This is a genomic window from Streptomyces sp. SID1328 (genome assembly GCF_009865595.1).
GTDB lineage: Bacteria > Actinomycetota > Actinomycetes > Streptomycetales > Streptomycetaceae > Streptomyces > Streptomyces griseoluteus.
In genome coordinates this window covers 34,349-51,669 of sequence record NZ_WWKH01000850.1, presented here as the reverse complement: position 1 = coordinate 51,669, position 17,321 = coordinate 34,349, and the positions used below count along the sequence as shown (strand labels likewise).

Annotated in this window: 13 protein-coding genes and 2 pseudogenes; 6 read left to right on the top strand and 9 right to left on the bottom strand. The window is 69.9% G+C overall.

Annotated features, from left to right (window positions below):
• Nucleotides 1–1,951: catalase (locus GT030_RS27020; RefSeq protein WP_161203344.1), on the bottom strand; the 1,951-nt coding region annotated here is incomplete at its 3' end.
• Nucleotides 1,952–2,186: 235 nt separating this feature from the next.
• A pseudogene (locus tag GT030_RS27015) lies at nt 2,187–4,242 on the bottom strand (phospholipase C, phosphocholine-specific).
• A gap of 452 nt (nt 4,243–4,694) precedes the next feature.
• On the opposite strand from GT030_RS27015, the gene GT030_RS27010 reads away from it, so the two are divergent.
• Both GT030_RS27010 and GT030_RS27005 read left to right on the top strand, forming a co-directional pair.
• Nucleotides 4,695–5,555 carry an NAD-dependent epimerase/dehydratase family protein gene (locus GT030_RS27010; RefSeq protein ID WP_161203343.1) on the top strand — a complete coding sequence of 287 codons (861 nt, stop codon included), beginning with the start codon at nt 4,695–4,697 and terminating at the stop codon, nt 5,553–5,555.
• Between the two features lie 168 nt (nt 5,556–5,723).
• Complete coding sequence (locus tag GT030_RS27005) at nt 5,724–6,614, top strand: LysR substrate-binding domain-containing protein (protein ID WP_161203342.1); 891 nt, start codon at nt 5,724–5,726, stop codon at nt 6,612–6,614.
• Between the two features lie 122 nt (nt 6,615–6,736).
• Here the strand turns inward: GT030_RS27005 and GT030_RS27000 are convergent, their stop codons facing one another.
• The 3 genes from GT030_RS27000 to GT030_RS26990 form a co-directional block, all read right to left on the bottom strand.
• A complete protein-coding gene (locus tag GT030_RS27000) occupies nt 6,737–7,162 on the bottom strand; it encodes an SRPBCC family protein (RefSeq protein WP_161203341.1) in 426 nt (141 codons plus the stop codon).
• 137 nt (nt 7,163–7,299) lie between these two features.
• On the bottom strand, nt 7,300–8,067 hold the full coding sequence (locus tag GT030_RS26995) for an SDR family oxidoreductase (RefSeq protein WP_237522845.1): 768 nt from the start codon (nt 8,065–8,067) through the stop codon (nt 7,300–7,302).
• A 238-nt stretch (nt 8,068–8,305) separates the two neighbouring features.
• Nucleotides 8,306–8,677, bottom strand: coding sequence for a hypothetical protein (locus tag GT030_RS26990; protein WP_161203339.1), 372 nt, complete (start codon nt 8,675–8,677; stop codon nt 8,306–8,308).
• 335 nt (nt 8,678–9,012) lie between these two features.
• Here GT030_RS26990 and GT030_RS26985 point away from each other — a divergent pair.
• The 3 genes and pseudogenes from GT030_RS26985 (at nt 9,013) to GT030_RS26975 (ending at nt 11,772) form a co-directional block, all read left to right on the top strand.
• Nucleotides 9,013–9,707: pseudogene (locus GT030_RS26985) on the top strand (type 1 glutamine amidotransferase domain-containing protein).
• 108 nt (nt 9,708–9,815) lie between these two features.
• The gene (locus GT030_RS26980; protein ID WP_161203338.1) at nt 9,816–10,826 is read left to right on the top strand and encodes an aldo/keto reductase; all 1,011 of its coding nucleotides are present in this window, start codon (nt 9,816–9,818) and stop codon (nt 10,824–10,826) included.
• Between the two features lie 31 nt (nt 10,827–10,857).
• Nucleotides 10,858–11,772 carry a DMT family transporter gene (locus GT030_RS26975; RefSeq protein ID WP_161203337.1) on the top strand — a complete coding sequence of 305 codons (915 nt, stop codon included), beginning with the start codon at nt 10,858–10,860 and terminating at the stop codon, nt 11,770–11,772.
• On the opposite strand, the gene GT030_RS37440 is transcribed toward GT030_RS26975, so the two are convergent.
• The 4 genes from GT030_RS37440 to GT030_RS26955 form a co-directional block, all read right to left on the bottom strand.
• A complete protein-coding gene (locus GT030_RS37440; RefSeq protein WP_161203336.1) occupies nt 11,708–14,152 on the bottom strand; it encodes an FUSC family protein in 2,445 nt (814 codons plus the stop codon). The two genes, GT030_RS26975 and GT030_RS37440, sit on opposite strands and share 65 nt — an antisense overlap.
• Nucleotides 14,153–14,449: 297 nt before the next feature.
• The gene (locus tag GT030_RS26965) at nt 14,450–14,614 is read right to left on the bottom strand and encodes a hypothetical protein (protein ID WP_202460608.1); all 165 of its coding nucleotides are present in this window, start codon (nt 14,612–14,614) and stop codon (nt 14,450–14,452) included.
• Nucleotides 14,615–15,347: 733 nt separating this feature from the next.
• Entirely contained in the window at nt 15,348–15,842 is a 495-nt protein-coding gene (locus GT030_RS26960; protein ID WP_161203347.1) for a PaaI family thioesterase, read from the bottom strand.
• Nucleotides 15,843–15,999: 157 nt separating this feature from the next.
• Nucleotides 16,000–16,506: a helix-turn-helix domain-containing protein gene (locus tag GT030_RS26955; protein ID WP_161203335.1), complete on the bottom strand. Its 507-nt coding sequence runs from the start codon at nt 16,504–16,506 to the stop codon at nt 16,000–16,002.
• 107 nt (nt 16,507–16,613) lie between these two features.
• Between GT030_RS26955 and GT030_RS26950 the strand changes: the two genes are divergently transcribed.
• Nucleotides 16,614–17,312 carry an SDR family oxidoreductase gene (locus GT030_RS26950; protein ID WP_161203334.1) on the top strand — a complete coding sequence of 233 codons (699 nt, stop codon included), beginning with the start codon at nt 16,614–16,616 and terminating at the stop codon, nt 17,310–17,312.
• The last annotated feature ends 9 nt before the right edge of the window (nt 17,313–17,321 follow it).

The window sequence follows — 17,321 nt, the reverse complement described above, 5'->3', positions numbered from 1 at the left end:
AGCGGGCGGTGGCATAGCTGCGCTGTACGTCGACCGTGCCGTCACCGTCGCCGAGCGTGCCGCCGGTCGGCGCCACGATCAGCGGGACCAGACCGGCCGACAGCAGGTCCTTCTGCGCCCCGCGCACCGCGTCCAGATCGGCGTCGGCGTCCGTGACGATGCCCACCACCCGGCCCTCGGCCGGCCAGGAGTCGCCCAGCTGGGACAGCGCGGGGGAGGGGTCGACGTCCTCGATCGGCACCGTCGGCTCGGGCGCGGGCAGCCCGAGCCCGGCCGCCACCGGCGCGCACAGGTCTGGGTCGATGTTGGCCAGCACCTGCAGGCCGCGCTCCTTGATGGCCTGCTCATAGCACTTGCCCAGCTCGAACGTGTAGGCCGCCACGATGTGTTCGCGCTCCACCGGGCTCATGCTGCGCCAGAAGCGGCGCGGCTGGGTGAAGTGGTCCGCGAACGTCTCCGGCGCCTCGCGCACCTTCGACGCCTCGGGCACCGTCACCGGCGTCTCCACGTACGGGTTTTCGTCGGCGCCCGCGAGGAACGGGCACCCGCCGTCGAGGGAGTTGGGGTGGTAGGGCGCGACACCCGCGTGCACGGCGGTCTGGTGCATGCCGTCCCGCAGCATGTCGTTGACCGGCGCGTGGGGGCGGTTGATCGGGAGCTGCGCGAAGTTGGGGCCGCCCAGCCGGCTGATCTGGGTGTCCAGGTAGGAGAACAGCCGCCCGGCCAGCAACGGGTCGTCGGTGACGTCGATGCCGGGCACCAGATGGCCGGGGTGGAAGGCGACCTGCTCGGTCTCGGCGAAGAAGTTGGTCGGGTTGGCGTTGAGCGTGAGCAGCCCGATCGGCTGCACCGGGGCCAGCTCCTCCGGGACCAGGTTGGTCGGGTCCAGCAGGTCGATGCCCTCGAAGGACTGGTCGGGGGTGTCGGGGAAGGTCTGGATACCCAGCTCCCACTGCGGGAACGCGCCCGCCTCGATGGCATCGGCCAGATCGCGCCGGTGGAAGTCCGGGTCCACACCGCCCAGCAGTTGCGCCTCCTCCCACAGCAGGGAGTGCACGCCCAGCTTGGGCTTCCAGTGGAACTTGGCCAGCGTCGTCCCGCCCTCGGCGTTCACCAGCCGGAAGGTGTGGACGCCGAAGCCCTCCATCATCCGGAACGAGCGCGGCAGACCCCGGTCGGACATGTTCCACAGAGTGTGGTGGGTGGCCTCGGTGTGCAGGGTCACGAAGTCCCAGAACGTGTCGTGCGCGCTCTGCGCCTGCGGGATCTCCCGGTCCGGCTGCGGCTTGCCCGCGTGGATGACGTCGGGGAACTTGATGGCGTCCTGGATGAAGAAGACCGGGATGTTGTTCCCCACCAGGTCGAAGGTGCCCTCGTCGGTGTAGAACTTCGTGGCGAACCCGCGGGTGTCCCGGACCGTGTCCGCCGAGCCGCGCGAGCCGAGCACCGTGGAGAAGCGCACGAACACCGGCGTCTCGACTCCGGCCCGCAGGAACCCGGCCCGGGTCACCTCCGACGCGTTGCCGTACCCCTCGAACACGCCGTGCGCGGCCGCGCCACGGGCGTGCACCACGCGCTCCGGAATCCGCTCGTGGTCGAAGTGGGTGATCTTCTCCCGCAGATGGTGGTCCTGGAGGAGTACGGGGCCGCGCGCGCCCGCCTTCAACGAGTGGTCGGTGTCGTACAGCCGGTTGCCCTGTGCCGTGGTCAGCCACTCGCCGTCCTGCTCCCACAGCTCCGGGCCGGCGCCGCTCGGCCGCCCGGTGGGGCTCACGGTGGCCGGGGCCTCCTGGTCGGGCTTGGCGGGCGGCGGCTCCCTGGGCTCGGTCGGTTCGGCGACGGACGGGTTCTCGACGCCGGGGCCGCTCAGGACGTCACCGGCGGACCGGGCCTCCTGGCCTTGGGGAGCCGTGGGCTTCCCCTCGTCCGGCATGTCGTTCCTGTCCTGCATGGAGACCTCCCTGGGAATGGGCGTGCGGTGTTCCGTACGGCCGGGTATCCAGGCACCCGGCAGCCACACCCCGCGAGGCTCCGGAGCGGGGGGACGGGGGCGACTCTGAGCCAGTCGACGGGCCTGCGTCTCCATGACAGCGGGGCTGCTGGGGCACTCCCGGAGTGATCCATTCCTGCGGTACCTTCCGGTCACCACCCTGGCCGGGGACGCGGGTCGACAGCCCTTACCGCGATCACACCGTGGCGGTCGCCGGATCGCTCGTGCTGGGCGCGCCCGTCTCGACGTGCCCGGCGAAGCGCCGTACGAAGGAGGAGTCGCCGGTCACGGTGACCGTGACGTCGTACCAGCGGTTCCCGGCGGCCACCCCCCACCCCTTGACGACGCGGGAGGCGCCGGGCTGCACGGTGTACGTGCAGTGCTGGGCCGGAGCGTAGGCGTCGGTGGCCGTGAAGGTCACGGCGCTGCCGCCCGCGTTGGTGAAGGTCAGGGTGACCTGCCCGGCGGAGTTGTCGTGCCGGGCGGTGACCTCGGGGCCGACGGCGGAGTTGGTGCCGGCCTGGCGGCGCAGGAACCCGTTGGGGCCGTGCACGGAGAAGTCGTAACGGCTGCCCGGCAGCGCCCAACTGTCGGTCAGGCTCTTGCCCGGCTCCACGGTGTACGGCCAGGGACCGTCGGTGCGGGTGGCCGAGGTGACGTGGAAGGCGGCCCCGGCGGCACCGAGCGCGGCGAAGGTGAACTGCATCCGCCCGCCGACCGCCTTGGTGTCCACGGCCAGGTCGTACGGCAGCGCCCGCGCGCTCCGCGTACCGCGCTCCTGCCTGGGCAGCGTGCCGGCCACCGGGGGCTTGGGTACGTAGTTGCCGGGGTTGGAGTGGTCCGGCGGCCGGTACCCGCTGGTGTCGGGCAGGCCGGGCGCGGCGGTGTTGCCGCGGGAGAAGTCGAAGGCCGAGGTGAGGTCCCCGCACACCGCGCGCCGCCACGGCGAGACATTGGGGTTGCGCACCCCGAACCGCTTCTCGATGAACTGCACGATCGAGGTGTGGTCGAAGGTCTGCGAACAGACCCAGCCCCCGGTGCTCCAGGGCGAGATGACAAGCATGGGCACGCGCGGACCGAGCCCGTACGGCCCGGCCGCGTACCCGGCCGAGCCGCCGTACAGCTCCTTCGTCACATCGGCGGTGGACAGCCCGCGCGCGGAGGAGGCGGGCGGGAAGGGCGGTACGACGTGGTCGAAGAAGCCGTCGTTCTCGTCGTAGGTCAGCAACAGGACGGTGCGGCTCCAGACGTCCGGGTTGGAGGTGAGCGCGTCCAGGACCTGCGAGATGTACCAGGCCCCGTAGTTGGCGGGCCAGTTGGGGTGCTCGCTGAAGGCTTCGGGGGCGGCGATCCAGGAGACCTGGGGGAGGGTCCCCGCGGTCACGTCGGCGCGCAGACGGTCGAAGTAACCGTCGCCGCCGGCCGCCCTGGTGCCGGTGCGGGCCCGGTCGTAGAGGGGGTCACCGGGCTTGGCGTCGCGGTACTGGTTGAAGAACAGCAGGGAGTTGTCCCCCGTAGTTACCGATGAACGCGTCACCGGTCCACCCCCATCCGCCGGCCGCGTCCAGCCCGGTGCCGGTGTCCTGGTACACCTTCCAGGAGACGCCCGCCTGCTGGAGGATCTCCGGGAACGTGGTCCAGGAATACCCGGTCTCCTCATTCCCGAGCACCGGCCCGCCGCCCTTGCCGTCGTTCCCGGAATAACCGGTGTACATGTAGTAACGGTTCGGATCGGTGGAACTCAGCATCGAGCAGTGGTACGCGTCGCAGACGGTGAACGCGTCCGCGAGCGCGTAATGGTACGGAATGTCCGCGCGCGTCAGATAAGCCATCGTCGTCGTGGACTTGGCGGGAATCCACTTGTCGTAGAGCCCCCCGTTGAACGCCGCGTGCGTCCCCGCCCAGCTGTGGTCCAGATCCTGGATGAACTGCATCCCGAGCCGATCGGCATCCGGCCGGAACGGCAACGTCTCCCGCCCCGACCCGTCGACCTGGTGAAACACACTCTTCCCCGACGGCAGCGCGACCGGCCGCGCATCCCCGAACCCCCGCACCCCCCTCAACGTGCCGAAGTAGTGGTCGAACGACCGGTTCTCCTGCATCAGCACGACGACATGCTCCACATCGGCGAGCGTCCCCGTCCCCGCCACGGGCGCGATGGCCGCGGCCCGCGCGATCCCGTCGGACAACTGCGTGGCAGCCGCGCTGCCCGCGGCAATCTGCAAAAACCTACGACGACTGACATCGGGCACGGAATATTCTCCTCGAATTCATGCACCGTTCTCGGGCGGAGTATTTTGACGAATTGCCGCGAGAGCTGAACAGTGCAGCGCAGCCCGTCTTGCATTGTCAATAGGCGCGCCGGAATTCACGGACTGGGGGGCGCGATGATGAAGCTTCGAGAATGGGAGTACGCGCTTCCGGCGATGACGCGATGGCATGTGCCTGGAGGGCGGGGTGTGGACCGGGCCGCGCTCGAGGCGTCCCAGGAGACGGCGCGTGGCCGTCGTCGTCCGCACGGACCACGCCGGCTCGATCGAGTGCCGTTCAGTTGCGGATCGCCCCTGAGGGAGGCGGCCCCGGGTCTCGGCTCCTGATGCCGATCAGGTATCACAGACGCCGGAAAGGGTCTTGGACGAGCGGGTGAGCCGGGGCGCAGGCTGGTGACCGAAGCAATCGAGCTGCGGAAATCGGAGCCATACCCATGAAGGTTTTTCTCACCGGAGGATCCGGATACATCGGAAAGGCCACGATCGGCGCCCTGGTCGCGCACGGACACACCGTAGAGGCGCTGGCCCGCGGTGACCGCGCCGCCGAGGCTGTCAGCTCCTTCGGGGCGACACCGGTGCGCGGTGGGCTCGGGGACCTCGGTGTGCTGAACGCCGCCGCCGCCCGTGCCGAGGCGGTCGTCCACCTGGCCCAGGCGCAGACCGGTGCCGAGGACCTCGCCGCGGCCACCGCCATGCAGGACGGCATCGGCACCGGCACCTACGTGCACACCGGGGGAACCTGGGTCTACGGCGACACCGACGGCATCGCGGACGAAACGGCGCCCTGGAACCCGCCCGGGCTGGTCGCCTGGCGCAAGCCGGTCGAGGACACGGTGCTGGAGCGCGCCCAGCAGGGCGGCCGCCCCGTGGTGGTGCAGCCGGGTCTGCTGTACGGCGGCGAGAATCGCCTGATCGACATCTTCTACACCGTTCCCGGCAAGGAGGCGGGCTTCGTCCCGTTCATCGGCGACGGCTCGAACCGCTGGCCACTGGTGCACGTGGAGGACGTCGCCGCGCTGTATGTCGCCGCCCTGAAGGCGCGGGCCGGGTCCGTGTACGTCGGCGTGGGCGGCGTGAACCCGACGGCCAGGGACGTCTCCCTCGCTGTCGCCGCATCCGTCGGTCTGGAGGGCAAGGTCGCCTCCATCCCGCTGGAGCAGGCGCACAAGCAGATGGGTCCGATCGCGGACGCGTTCGCCCTGGACCAGCAGTTCACCCCGGCGCGCGCCGAGGCGGAGCTCGGCTGGAAACCGAGGTTCACCGACCCGCTCGGCGTCCTCTCCAGGGGCGAGTGACGGGACCCTGGACACAGCGGTGGTCGTCGGCCGCCCACCGTGTCGGGACGATAGATTCGGAAATCTCCCCTCGCGGCCGTCGCGGCGAACACGACCAGGCGAGTCGATCCAGGAGCGGCCCGGCTGGGAGAGCGGCCGACCACCTCAGAAAGCGAGCGGTGCGTCCAGGTGGACCCTGACCTGAGGAAGCTCCGGTATTTCGTGGCCGTGGCCGAAGAACTCCACTTCGGACGCGCGGCCGAACGACTGCACATCGCGCAGCCGGTGCTGTCCCGGCAGATCCGCAGCCTGGAGGAGGACCTGGGTGTCGAGGTGTTCGACCGCGACCGGCGTGGCACCCTGCTGACGCCGGCCGGGGAGCAGCTGCTGGAGGACGCTGTGCCGCTGCTCGCCTCGGCAGAGGCACTGGTCCGGCGGGTGACGAGGGCCGCGCAGGACACCCTCACGCTGACCATCGGCTTCATGCCGGGCATCACGCTCACCCCGGCGACGGTGCTCTTCACCGGTCGCCACCCCGCCGTGCGTGTGCGCCTGCTGCGGACGAGCTGGGACGACCAGGTGGCGGTACTGCTGGACGGCCGAGCAGACGTCGGCATCGTACGGCTGCCCATCGACCAGCGGGGCCTCCAGGTGCGGCCGCTCTTCCGGGAGCCCCGGGTCGTCGTGCTGCCGGTGGGGCACCGTCTGGCGGACAGGCCGGTGGTGACCGTGGCCGACCTCGCGTCCGAGCATCTGCTCCAGGACCCCGACGCCGTCCCCGAATGGCGCGATGTCGCCGTGGAGTTGCGTGCCGGACGACGCCCCGGCATTCCGGTGATCCACCAGGTGGAAGAGAAGTTGGAACTCGTGGCCTCCGGAGCCGGCATCTGCGTGCTCCCGCTGTCCACCGCCAACTTCTACACCCGCCCGGACGTCACCGTGCTTCGCGTGGACGGTCTCGGCCCGACTGAGGTGGCTCTGGCATGGGTGGCGTCCCGCCGCTCCCCTCTCATCCGCGCCTTCGCCGAGGCCGCGGCGGAGACGCTGGGCCGGCCCGGCACCGCAGAGCTGGGTGCGTGAGCGGGGCCGTAGACGAAGAGCAGGTGCGCGCAGCAGCCCCCGTGCCCGGTGCCGTTCTCCGCACGTCGTCGGGACCGTCAGGGCTGCCGCGTCCCGGAGCGCTCCAGCACGCTCCTGGCCGTTCAAGACTGCTGTGCGAGGACCTCGTGCAGGGCGTCGAGGCCCTCGCGGTAGATGTCCGTGAAGAGCGCCACGACTTCGTCGTCGCCGGCTCCCTGGGGGACGAAGCGTCCGGACCACTGCACCTCGGCGACATCGTCGTCACCGGTCACCGCGTGCACCCGCAGCGTCGAGAGGTAGTCGACGACGGGGAAGGGGGCCTGCAGGATGGTGTAGCTGTAGAACCGCTCGGTGTCGTCGAACTCCAGCAGGCGCTCGACGATGACGTCACCGTCCGGGTTCTTCAGCCGCCGCACCCGGCCGCCCTCGGCGAAGGTGCTCTCGGGGATGGAGGGCAGCCAGTCGGGAAGGGACCCGAATCCGCCGATCAGCCGCCACACGCGGTCGGGGGAGGCCGGCATGAGCCGGCTGACGGACGTCGATGCCATGGCGTTCCTCCAGATCGTTCCGGTCGTCCGTGCCGTGCGGACCGTCGGGAAGGGACTCGGACGCACTGGAGCGACGGGCGGTCGCGGACGGGCCGCCGGTTGCGACGCATGAGCCCTGCGGGCCGCGTACGGGCGGTTCAGCTCGGCTGCGCGGTGGGCATGATGGTGACCTGCTGCAGGTTCACGCGCGGCGGAAGAGCGGCCAGGTAGCCGACGACATCGGCGATGTCCTCCGGGGTGAGCCACGCCACGCCGCTCTCCTTGGAGTCGGCGAGCCACTGCAGCGTGCCTTCGTCGGTCACGTGGTCCTGCAGTTCGGTGCCGACGATCCCGGGTTCCAGAGCGGACACGCGTACGTTCTTGGGACCGAGCTCGACACGCAGATGCCGGGACAGGTGGGTGACGAACGCCTTGGTGCCCGAGTACACGGCGAAGTTCGGGAAGATGTTCTGGGCGGCGATCGAGGACATGTTGACGAGATCGGCGACGCCGCGCTCCTGGGCAGCGCTGACGAGCTGAGGCGTGAAGGCGCCGATGACGTTCATCAGCCCGGAGATATTGAGGTCGACCTGCTGCTGCCACTGATCGGCCGCACGCTCCTCGATGGGGGCGGGAAGCATGACGCCCGCGTTGTTGACGAGCAGGTCGGCGTCGCCGAGATCGCCGGCCACGCGGTCGGCGGCCGACTGGACGGCGGCGGCGTCGGTCACGTCCGCCGCGATCGCCAGAGCGCGCCCGCCCCTCTTCTCGATGCGGTCGACGAGACTGTCGAGCCGCTCGGCACGGCGTGCGAGGACCGCTACGTGAGCGCCCATTGCCGCCAGACGTTCGGCAGTCGCCTCGCCGATTCCGCTGGAAGCTCCGGTGACGACGGCGACCCGGCCGCTCAGGGACTGGTCGGGCATGGCGGGAGTATTCATAGGACCCCTTCCGGCATGCAGGAGAGATTCGGCGGCTCTGGCACCTGGGCGCGTATTTCCGGCGCCGCCTCAAAGATACTTCAGAAGCGGATTCCGCACCTGCGGACAGGCGACGGGCCAAGTCCGTTTCCTCACCGGCGAGTTGGCAGGAGCCGAGTACGCCTATTCATGGGGTCACGGCCGGTGACGCCCTGTCCTGTGCTTTCCGAATCGTGTATCTCGCCTACCTCCGCAGTTCCAGCGCACGGTGGACGGCCGCCACCACGATCGAACCCTCACCCACCGAAAAAACCACACGTTTGACCTGCCCTGAGCAGACATCACCGACAGCGAATACGCCCGGCACGCTCGATGCCAATTCCATGGGGCGGCCGTTCGCGGGGAAGGCCGAGACGTCGGAGACTTGATGGCCGACGCGGATGAAGCCCTTTTCGTCGGTCTCCAGGCAGTCCGTCAGCCATTCCGTTTTCGGTACGGCCCCGAGCATCAGGAAGGCGTTGGAACTGGGCGTGACCTGCAACTCGCCCGTGGAGTTGTCCCGCCAGCGCACTTTCCGCAGGTGTCCCTTTCTGCTGCGATCCAGGAAAGTGCGCATCCTCAGCATGTCCCCGGTGCACCGACCTGCTCGGGAGATGGATGACATGACGAGCGATGACGGTTCTGTTCGGGTCGGCAGGGACGACGACGCCTTTCCGATGCTTTCCGAGGACCAGGTGAGCCGGGTCAGTGAATATGGAAGCGCCGACACATTTTCACTTGGACGAGCACGCCAGATTATTGGACGGCAGCGTCTCGTGTGCCGCACCTGGATGGCGGCCTCATTGTGCGAGTTGCTGCCGTTCTCCTGCCGCGTTAGCTTGAGTGGGACTGTCTTGAGCCGCCATCTGACGACTCGTCACTCACACCTTCAATTAAAGAAGGGGAAGATTCGTGGCTGATATTCTTTTCGTGCTGACTGGTGCGAGCTACTGGACACTCCGGGACGGTCACCGCCACCCCACCGGTTACTGGGCAGAGGAGTTCGTGGCCCCTTACACCGCGTTCACGACGGCCGGACACAAGGTCACTGTCGCGACGCCGGGAGGAGTCGTCCCCGTCGTGGACACGATGAGCCTGCGACCGAGCATGACCGGTGGCGAGGAGAACTCCCTGGAGCTGGAATCCGCCATCGAGGCGGCCGAGGAACTGCGTCATCCGCTGCGCCTCGACCAGGTCGGCATCGACGACTTCGACGCGGTGTACTACCCGGGTGGACACGGGCCGATGGAGGATCTCTCCTCCGACGCGGACTCCGCCCGGCTGCTGCGCGAGACCCTGGCGTCCGGCAAACCTCTGGGCATCGTCTGCCACGCTCCGGCCGCGCTCCTCGCCACACGTGACGAGAACGGGACCACGCCCTTCGCCGGTTACCGTGTGGCCGGGTTCAGCAACGAGGAGGAAGCCGGTGTCGGTTTCGCCGACAGGGCCAAGTGGCTGCTCGAGGACGAGCTGAAGAAGCTGCCCACGGAGTACTCGCGGGGCCGGTGTGGGAGCCGTACACGGTGGTGGACCGCACGCTCTACACGGGTCAGAATCCCGCCTCGTCCGGACCGCTGGCCGAGGAAATGCTCAAGGTTCTCACCTGAGGGTTCCGCCGGGCACAGAACATGCCCTCCTATGTATTTCACCGGTCGCCGGTCCCGGGGCGGACACGGGCAGGACGTTGACCTCCAGCACCCGCGAAGGAACCAAGCATGGCCCTCGATCACGTACTCCCCGGGCGCATAGGCTTCGGCACGGCCCCCCTCGGGAACATGTTCCGCGCCGTCTCGGACGAAGAGGTGTCGGCGACGCTCGACGCGGCCTGGGACCAGGGCATCCGCTACTACGACTCGGCGCCGCTGTACGGAGCCGGACTCGCCGAGATCCGCCTGGGCGAACTGCTGTCGCGGAAGCCACGGGACGAGTTCGTGCTGTCCTCGAAAGTGGGCCGGGTGATCCTCGACGAGGTCGAGTCCGGCGGCAGGGATCTGGGCGACAAGGGCGATCTCTTCGCGCACGGGAGGCCCAACAAGATCCTGCACGACTGGACGGCCGACGCGACCGAGCGCTCCATCGAAGGCAGCCTGGAACGTCTCGGAGTGGACCGGCTGGACATCATCTGGGTGCACGACATCGCCCAGGACTTCCACGGCGACCAATGGCTCGGCAAGTTCGAGGAGGCGCGGACGGGCGCCTTCCGGGTCCTGTCCCGTCTTCGGGACGAGGGCGTCATCAGGGCGTGGGGGCTCGGGGTCAACCGCACCGAACCCATCGAGATCACCCTCGAACTGGACGAGCCCAAGCCCGACGGCTTCCTGCTGGCCGGCCGGTACACCCTGCTGGACCACGCGCACGCGCCGGAAAGGCTCCTGCCGATGGCGGAACAGCAGGACGTCGGCATGGTCGTCGGCGGCCCCTACAGTTCAGGCATCCTCGCCGGCGGTACCAACTTCGAGTACCAGGACGCGCCCCCGGAGATCGTCGAGCGGGTCAGGCGCATCAAGGAGATCGCTGACCGGCACGGCGTCCCGATCAAGGCCGCCGCGCTCCAGTTCTCCCTCGCCCACCCCGTGAGCGACGCGGTCATCCCCGGCGCGACCAAACCCAGCCGCATCAGCGAGGACCTCTCCGCCCTCCGGGAGGACATCCCCGTCGAGTTCTGGCGGGAACTCCGCGAAGCCGGCCTCGTCAGCCCCCTGGCACCCCTGCCCGGCGGCGTCTGAAAGTCCCCGACGCGGAGGCGGTGCGACCGGAATGATCCTCGGGGTCATCTTCGCCGTCCTGGCTGCTGCCAGCAATGCCCTGGGCACCGTGCTGCAACGGCGAGCAGTGGTGCACGTGCCCGATTCCCGGGGGCGGGGACTGGGTCTCGTCGGCGACCTGCTGCACAACCCGGCCTGGTTCGTGGGGATTCTGGGCACCGTTCTCGCCGCGCTGTTCCAGGCCCTCGCCCTCCTCTGGGGGTCGCTTGCCACCGTCCAGCCGATCTTCATCCTCGAGCTGCCACTGGCTCTCCTCTTCGGCAGCGTGGTGTTCCGGGTCGGGATCTCGCGGAAGGCATGGGGATGCGTGATCTGCATCTTCACCGGCCTGGCCGTCGCTCTGTTCTCGGCCGCTCCCTCGGGGGGCCGGCCCCAGGTGCCGGGCATGGCGTGGGTACCGACGCTCCTCGTCCTCGGCGGACTCGGCGCGGCGTTCGTCGGCGTCGGACTGCGGCGCCCGCAAGGGGCCGCCCGGGCCGCCTACTTGGCGCTCGCGGCGGCGATCGGCAACGCGCTCACGGCAGCCTTGGTGAAGTCCTCGATGTATGTCCTGTCCCAGGAGGGAGCGACGGGCTTCTTCCTGGCCTGGCAGACCTACGCGTTCGCGATCGCCGGGTCGTTGTCGGTCATTCTGCTCGGTTATGCGATGCAGGGAGGCCCCCTCATCGGCTCCCAGCCGGCGCTGACGCTCGGTGACGCCTCGGTCAGCTTCTTCCTCGGGGTGACGCTCTACGCGGAGTCGCCCCGCGGCGGTTGGTGGCTCGTCCCGGCGCTCGCGGGAGCGGCCCTGGTGGTCTACGGGGTGTTCGCGCTCTCCCGCACCCGCTGCCTCACCAAGTGTGTCAACCCCGCGGAGGAGAACCGGGACGAGCCCCGGCACGGGCGGCCGGCGGCCGAGGCCATGTGACGGCCGCCCGGAGCCCGCGCCCTCGTCCGCGCTGTCGCCGCGTGGACGCCGCGGCGGCACGGACGGGGCCGTCGATCTCCGCCTGGAGGCGGCGCAGCGTGTCGAGGTGGTCTGCCATCCAGACCATCCTCACGGCCGTCGCCGTGCCCTGTTCCGTGCCCGCCCGCAGATCGCGGCTCACGCTTTCATGCAGGGCCGCGTCCACGACCGGGCGGCTCGGCGGGTGGCCCGGCGCGGCCCCGCCCCCGGCCAATGCCCGGCCGGCCGACTCGAACCACGAGGTGACGGACTGGCACGAGTCGAGGATCTCGTGACCGGCCGCGGCCCGGCCGTTTTCGGGGGCGTGCGCCGCGCGTGACCACAGATCGGTGACGGCGTCGGCGGTCAGCCGGAGGATGGCGACCGCGTCCACCAGGGCGGTCACGTCGGCCAGCGCGAGGTGCTTGGTGCCGCGTTCTGCCAGGTACTCGCGGAACGCGTCGTCGAGCCGGCGGGCGGAGGCCAGCGCCCGCCGCCGGTCGTCGTCGCCGGAGGCCGAGCCCGCGGCTCGGGCCCTGTCGCAGAGTGCCACCCCTGTCACGACGGCACCGCGCAGATACCGCGCGCCGTCGCCGAGGGCGTCGCACAACACCCGGCCCAGTGCGGCCGCGGCGCCCAGCGGCCAGAGCAGCAGGCCGACCACCAGGCTGACGGCGCATCCGAGGGCCACGTCCTCGATCCTCACCAGGCCGAGCTGCCAGCCCTCGGGGTGGATGATGCTGAACAGAACCAGCAGCACGATGGTGAATCCGGCCTGTCCGGCGGTGAACGCCGTGACGGCGGCCTCCATCCCCACGAGGATGATCGCCAGGGGCAGCAGCAACCACAGAACGACGGGATGTGCGCCCAGCGCCAGAATGAGGGGTGCGCCCACGACGAATCCCAGTACCGTGCCGAGCAGGGCCCGCTGGACCGTCTGGCCCGTGCCCACGGCGTTGGACCGCAGGACGGCGAGGGTGCCGGAGGCCACCCAGAAGGCGTGGCCCAGTCCGGTCAGGTGGGCGACCACCACTGCCAGACTCAGCGCCGCCGCCCCGCGCAGGCTGTTGTGGAGCCAGACGGAGTTGCGGCTCAGGTGTGCCGTGAAGCGTTCCCGCGCCGAGGACAGGGCGGAGTCGCTTCCCGGGGGACGACGGCCGAGCAGCCGGTCCCGCCGGCTTCGCTGCCGCGCGGTCACGGCGAGCTGGATGTTGCCGGCGATCGCGCGCACGACGAAGCTCATGCTCTGAGCCCGGAAACTTGGCCCGAGCGAACCGATCAAGGCGTCGGTCGGCCCGGGGGCGGCGGCCGGCCCGCTCCCGCGGTCGGCGGGCGCCACCGGGACGGCGGACCGCCGGGGCAGGAGCCCGATCATGGACTCCTCGAGGCTCGCCCGAGCCTGTTCCAGCCGAGCGACATGGGGATCGAGGCCGTGCGGCACGGAGACATCGGCCTGCAGCAGCGCCGCACTGTGCTCCAGGAGCTCCACCGTCGCCATCTTGGTCTCGCACACCAGGAGCTTGCTCAGCGGGTCCCTGCTCCGTGGCGGGTCCTGGTGCAGTACGGAGCCGAGCCAGATCACCTGGTCCACCAGCCGGACCACGGCCCGGGACGACAGCGACAGCCCGGTGGGCCGGTACGGCGTGCCGTAGAAGGTCTTCCGCAAGTCGGCCACGCCCTCTTCCGCCTGTCGGACCGCCGTTTCGAGGGCCTGATCGTGCGCGGTCGGGTCGGGGGCACAGTCGACCTCGGCGCGCAGTCTGCCGGCGAGCAGGGCACAGGCCCGCGCGCCGGACGCGCGCAGCGGCTCGCTGACGGGGACCGGCCACATGAGGGTGACGCCGATCATCGAGGCCGCACCGCCCAGCGCCCATCCGATCGCGTGCGCCGGGATCGCGTCGAGGGGCCCGCCCAGCGTCACCGGCAGGATGTAGGTGAACAGGAGTGATGTGGTCGCGCCGGCCAGGGCGGAGCTGACGATCCCGGAGAACAGGACGCAGAACGCGATGACGAAGGTCACCGCTCCCGTCAGCCAGAGCGTCCGGCCGGCCAGGGTGCCCAGGCAGGTCCTGACCGTGGTGGCCACGATCAGCGCCGCCTGGCCGGCGATCCGCTCGCGCATCGGGCCGCCGAAGTCCACGAACAGCGTCAGCACCAGTGAGCCGAAGGCCGCGAAGACCGCGATGTCCGGCCGGCCCAGACCGAAGTACGTCACGGCGAGGACGGAGGGTGTCAGGATCGCCGCCCGCAGTGCCCGCCGCAGCGCCGCCAGTCCCGGATCGCGGCCGCGCAGCCACGTGAGCGCGCCGCCCGCAGCCCGGCCGGAGTGGATGCGCCCACCGTCACGTTCCCCTCTCGTCACCCGCCCACCCAGACGGTCTTGGCGTTCATGAACTCGCGCATGCCGAATATTTCGACAACCTCGCCTGCGGCCGGATTCGTTGATGCGACAGCCATATCGGCAAGGGTACGAGTGGCATCTGGCGTCGGCAAGTTTTGCAATTACCTCCCGTTTGCGGCGCCGGAAACAGTCCCTTTTCTTGACCAGACGTGCTGCACGCGGCATTTGGATTCCAGAAAAAGGGCATTCCTGTTCTACTCCGCATTCCCGATCGCGCCGCCCTCGGTCCGCATTCCGTTCCACTCGCCCGCCCGTCACTCACCGCTCGTACGTGGCGAACACGGAGGCCCGTGCGATCGCGTGGGTGAACAAAAGGAAGTCCATGAGCGCGGGGGTCGTCGTCCCGGACACCTCCAGCTTCTCCACGTCGACGGCGTGCACCACCAGGAAGTAGCGGTCAGGGCCGTTGGGGCAATCACGCAAATCTGGTCGAGGTGCTCTCGCTCGCCGAGAAGGGCCTCGTCGAACACGATGTCACCAAGGTCAAGCTTGAGGACGTCAACGAGAACCTCGAAGCTCTCGGAGGGGGGATGTCGTCGGCCGCCTGGTCATCGTCTTCGACGACTAGAGGTCCACGGCGTTGCTGCGGCGGGCTTGTCCGGCATTCAGCAGGAGCCTCGTGGTCGAGGGGCCGTCGGCGTCGGTGAAGGAGCCGCGTCCGTTTCTGCCGTCCAGTAACGGCTGTTGCGGCCGGGGCGGGACACTGGGCGACCGTACTGCCGCTGTCCGGAGAGGCGCTCGTTCGCCTGCGGGCCTACCGTGCGTGCACGCGGCGAGGGAAGACGCCCTGTGCATCACGGACGACCGCGACGGGTCCGAGCCCGCCACCGGCCTGCGGGGCGCACGGAGAAGTGCGGCGTCCGGCCGCCGCACCCCACGCGCCCCCGCGCCCACGGAGCTGCGCACACTCCAGTGACGCCACGTCGAGAACCACGGCAAGCCTTCGTAGGACCCCTTTCCCCGGCGGCCCCGCACCGTCAGGTGCGGGGCCGCCGCGCACGGCCGGGCCGGTGTCGCTGCGGCGCGCGGGAAGGATGTGGTCCGCGCGGGCGAGGAGCAGAGCCGGCTTTCAAAGCACGCCTCGGGCGAGCGCATGGAGAACGAGGCCGGACGGGTCACCAGTTCCGTGGGCCCTCCGTCGCGCCGCGCATGGTGGTCAGCGGGCCACGACCGGGAAGAGCATGCAGCTGCTGGTGGCGTGGGCCAGGAGCCGGTCGTCGGAGTCGCGGAGCTCTGCCTGGGCGAGGGCGGTGCGGCGGCCGCTGTTGAGGACGGTGCCTATGGCGCGAACCTTGCCGGTGTCGACGGTGATCGGGCGCAGGAACTTCAAGGTCAGGTCGATCGAGGTGTACCCCATGCCCTGAGGCAGCACGGACTGCACCGCGCAGCCGGCCGCCGAGTCGAGCAGCGTGGCGTAGACGCCGCCGTGGACGCTGCCGATCGGGTTGTAGTGCTCCTCGCCCGGCACCAGGACGAAGACCGCCCGGCCGTGCTCGGCCTCCTCCAGGGTGAAGCCCAAGGCGGCGGCGATCGGCGGGGCGGGCAGGCGCCCGGCCAGGATCTCGCGGAGGAAGTCCAGGCCGCTGTGGTGAGGGACGGCGTCGGCGGAAATGGCAGGGTCTTCCCAGCCGAACACGCGTGATCTGTGTATTGCCGCTCCTGCCTGGCCGGCCGCGTCGGCACTCAGGGACTTCTTCGACGTTTCGGACATGCGGGAGTTCCTCGGGGGGTGAGTTGTCGGTCTGGTATGCCGGTCGGTGATGGCGGGGGCGGGCCGCTGCTGCGGTGGAATCGTCCTGCCGGGTGTTTCAGCCGCCGCTGGGTTCAGGGCTGTCGGGGCTGACGCGGAGGAGACCCGGGCCGGCGTCGACGAACGAGTCCCCGATCGGCACGTCGTGGCCGTCTTCGCAGCGGAGCACCGCGTGCACCGGGGCCCCGCAATTCTCGTGGCGTACGACCACGGGGGGTCCTTGTTCGTCGGCGGCCCAGGTGTCGCCCCACTGCCGCAGCGCCACGATGACGGTCCGGAAGTCCCGCCCCTTCTGGGTCAGTTGATAGGCGTACCGGGTCCGCTGGCCGGGCTCCTGGTAGGGGACGCGTTCCAGGAGTCCAGCGGCGGTCAGTTCCTTCAGACGCGCCGCGGCGGCGGGTTCGCCGATGCCCACACGCTTGGCGAAGTCGTCGAACCGGCGTGTGCCGAAGAACGCCTCGCGCATGATCAGCAGCGCTGTCCTGTTGCCGACGATCTCCAGAGTCCTGGCGATGGAGCAGTTGGCCATGGACCAGGCGTCCCGTTCCTGCAGCAGATCCTTCATCTCTCCACCCTTCACCTGGCTTGCCTCCAGCCAAGTCAGCCTATATGGTCGAGCTGACTTACGCAATCATAAGTCAGCTGGGTCGTGCGCAGCACGAGGGAGGAATCATGGACATCAGCACAGCGACCGTCCTGGTCACCGGGGCCAACCGCGGGCTCGGCAGGGCGCTCGCCCAGGAGCTGCTCGCGCGTGGCGCCAGGGTGTACGGGGCGGCCCGTCGGCCGGACCAGATCGATCTGCCCGGCGTGAAAGCGATACGGCTCGACATCACCGACCCCGCCTCCGTAGCCGCGGCGGCCGAGGAGGCCCGTGACATCTCCGTCCTGATCAACAACGCGGGCAGTTCCACGGGTGCCGATCTGCTGACCGGCGACTGGGACGCCGTCCGCCTGGAGATGGAGACCCACTATCTGGGCACCCTCGGCATGATCCGGGCTTTGACTCCCGTGATCGAGTCCCAGGGCGGAGGCGCCGTCCTCAACATCCTGTCCGCGCTGTCGTGGATCAGCTTTCCCGGCGTCGGTGCCTACGCCGCCGCGAAGTCCGCGGAGTGGAGCCTGACCAACGCGGTTCGCCAGCAGCTCGCGCCCCGGGGCATCACCGTGTCCGGACTCCACGTCGGTTACATGGACACCGACATGGCCCGCCATGTCAACGGGCCCAAGGCCGACCCGGCGGGCGTCGCCCGCGCGGCCGTCGACGGCATTGCCGCCGGGGCCGCCGAGATCGTCGTCGACGACCGCAGCCGCCAGGTACAGGCCGACCTCTCCGGCGGCGTCGCCGCCCTTTACCCGCAGCTCGGCTGAGACGAGGAA

Excerpts from the sequence above, each read along its gene's own strand:
- GT030_RS27010 (WP_161203343.1), top strand. The coding sequence starts at position 4,695 with ATGAAGGTTTTTCTCACCGGAGGATCCGGATACATCGGAAAGGCCACG.
- GT030_RS27000 (WP_161203341.1), bottom strand. The coding sequence starts at position 7,162 with ATGGCATCGACGTCCGTCAGCCGGCTCATGCCGGCCTCCCCCGACCGC.
- GT030_RS26995 (WP_237522845.1), bottom strand. The coding sequence starts at position 8,067 with ATGCCCGACCAGTCCCTGAGCGGCCGGGTCGCCGTCGTCACCGGAGCT.
- GT030_RS26990 (WP_161203339.1), bottom strand. The coding sequence starts at position 8,677 with ATGCGCACTTTCCTGGATCGCAGCAGAAAGGGACACCTGCGGAAAGTG.
- GT030_RS26980 (WP_161203338.1), top strand. The coding sequence starts at position 9,816 with ATGGCCCTCGATCACGTACTCCCCGGGCGCATAGGCTTCGGCACGGCC.
- GT030_RS26975 (WP_161203337.1), top strand. The coding sequence starts at position 10,858 with ATGATCCTCGGGGTCATCTTCGCCGTCCTGGCTGCTGCCAGCAATGCC.
- GT030_RS26955 (WP_161203335.1), bottom strand. The coding sequence starts at position 16,506 with ATGAAGGATCTGCTGCAGGAACGGGACGCCTGGTCCATGGCCAACTGC.
- GT030_RS26950 (WP_161203334.1), top strand. The coding sequence starts at position 16,614 with ATGGACATCAGCACAGCGACCGTCCTGGTCACCGGGGCCAACCGCGGG.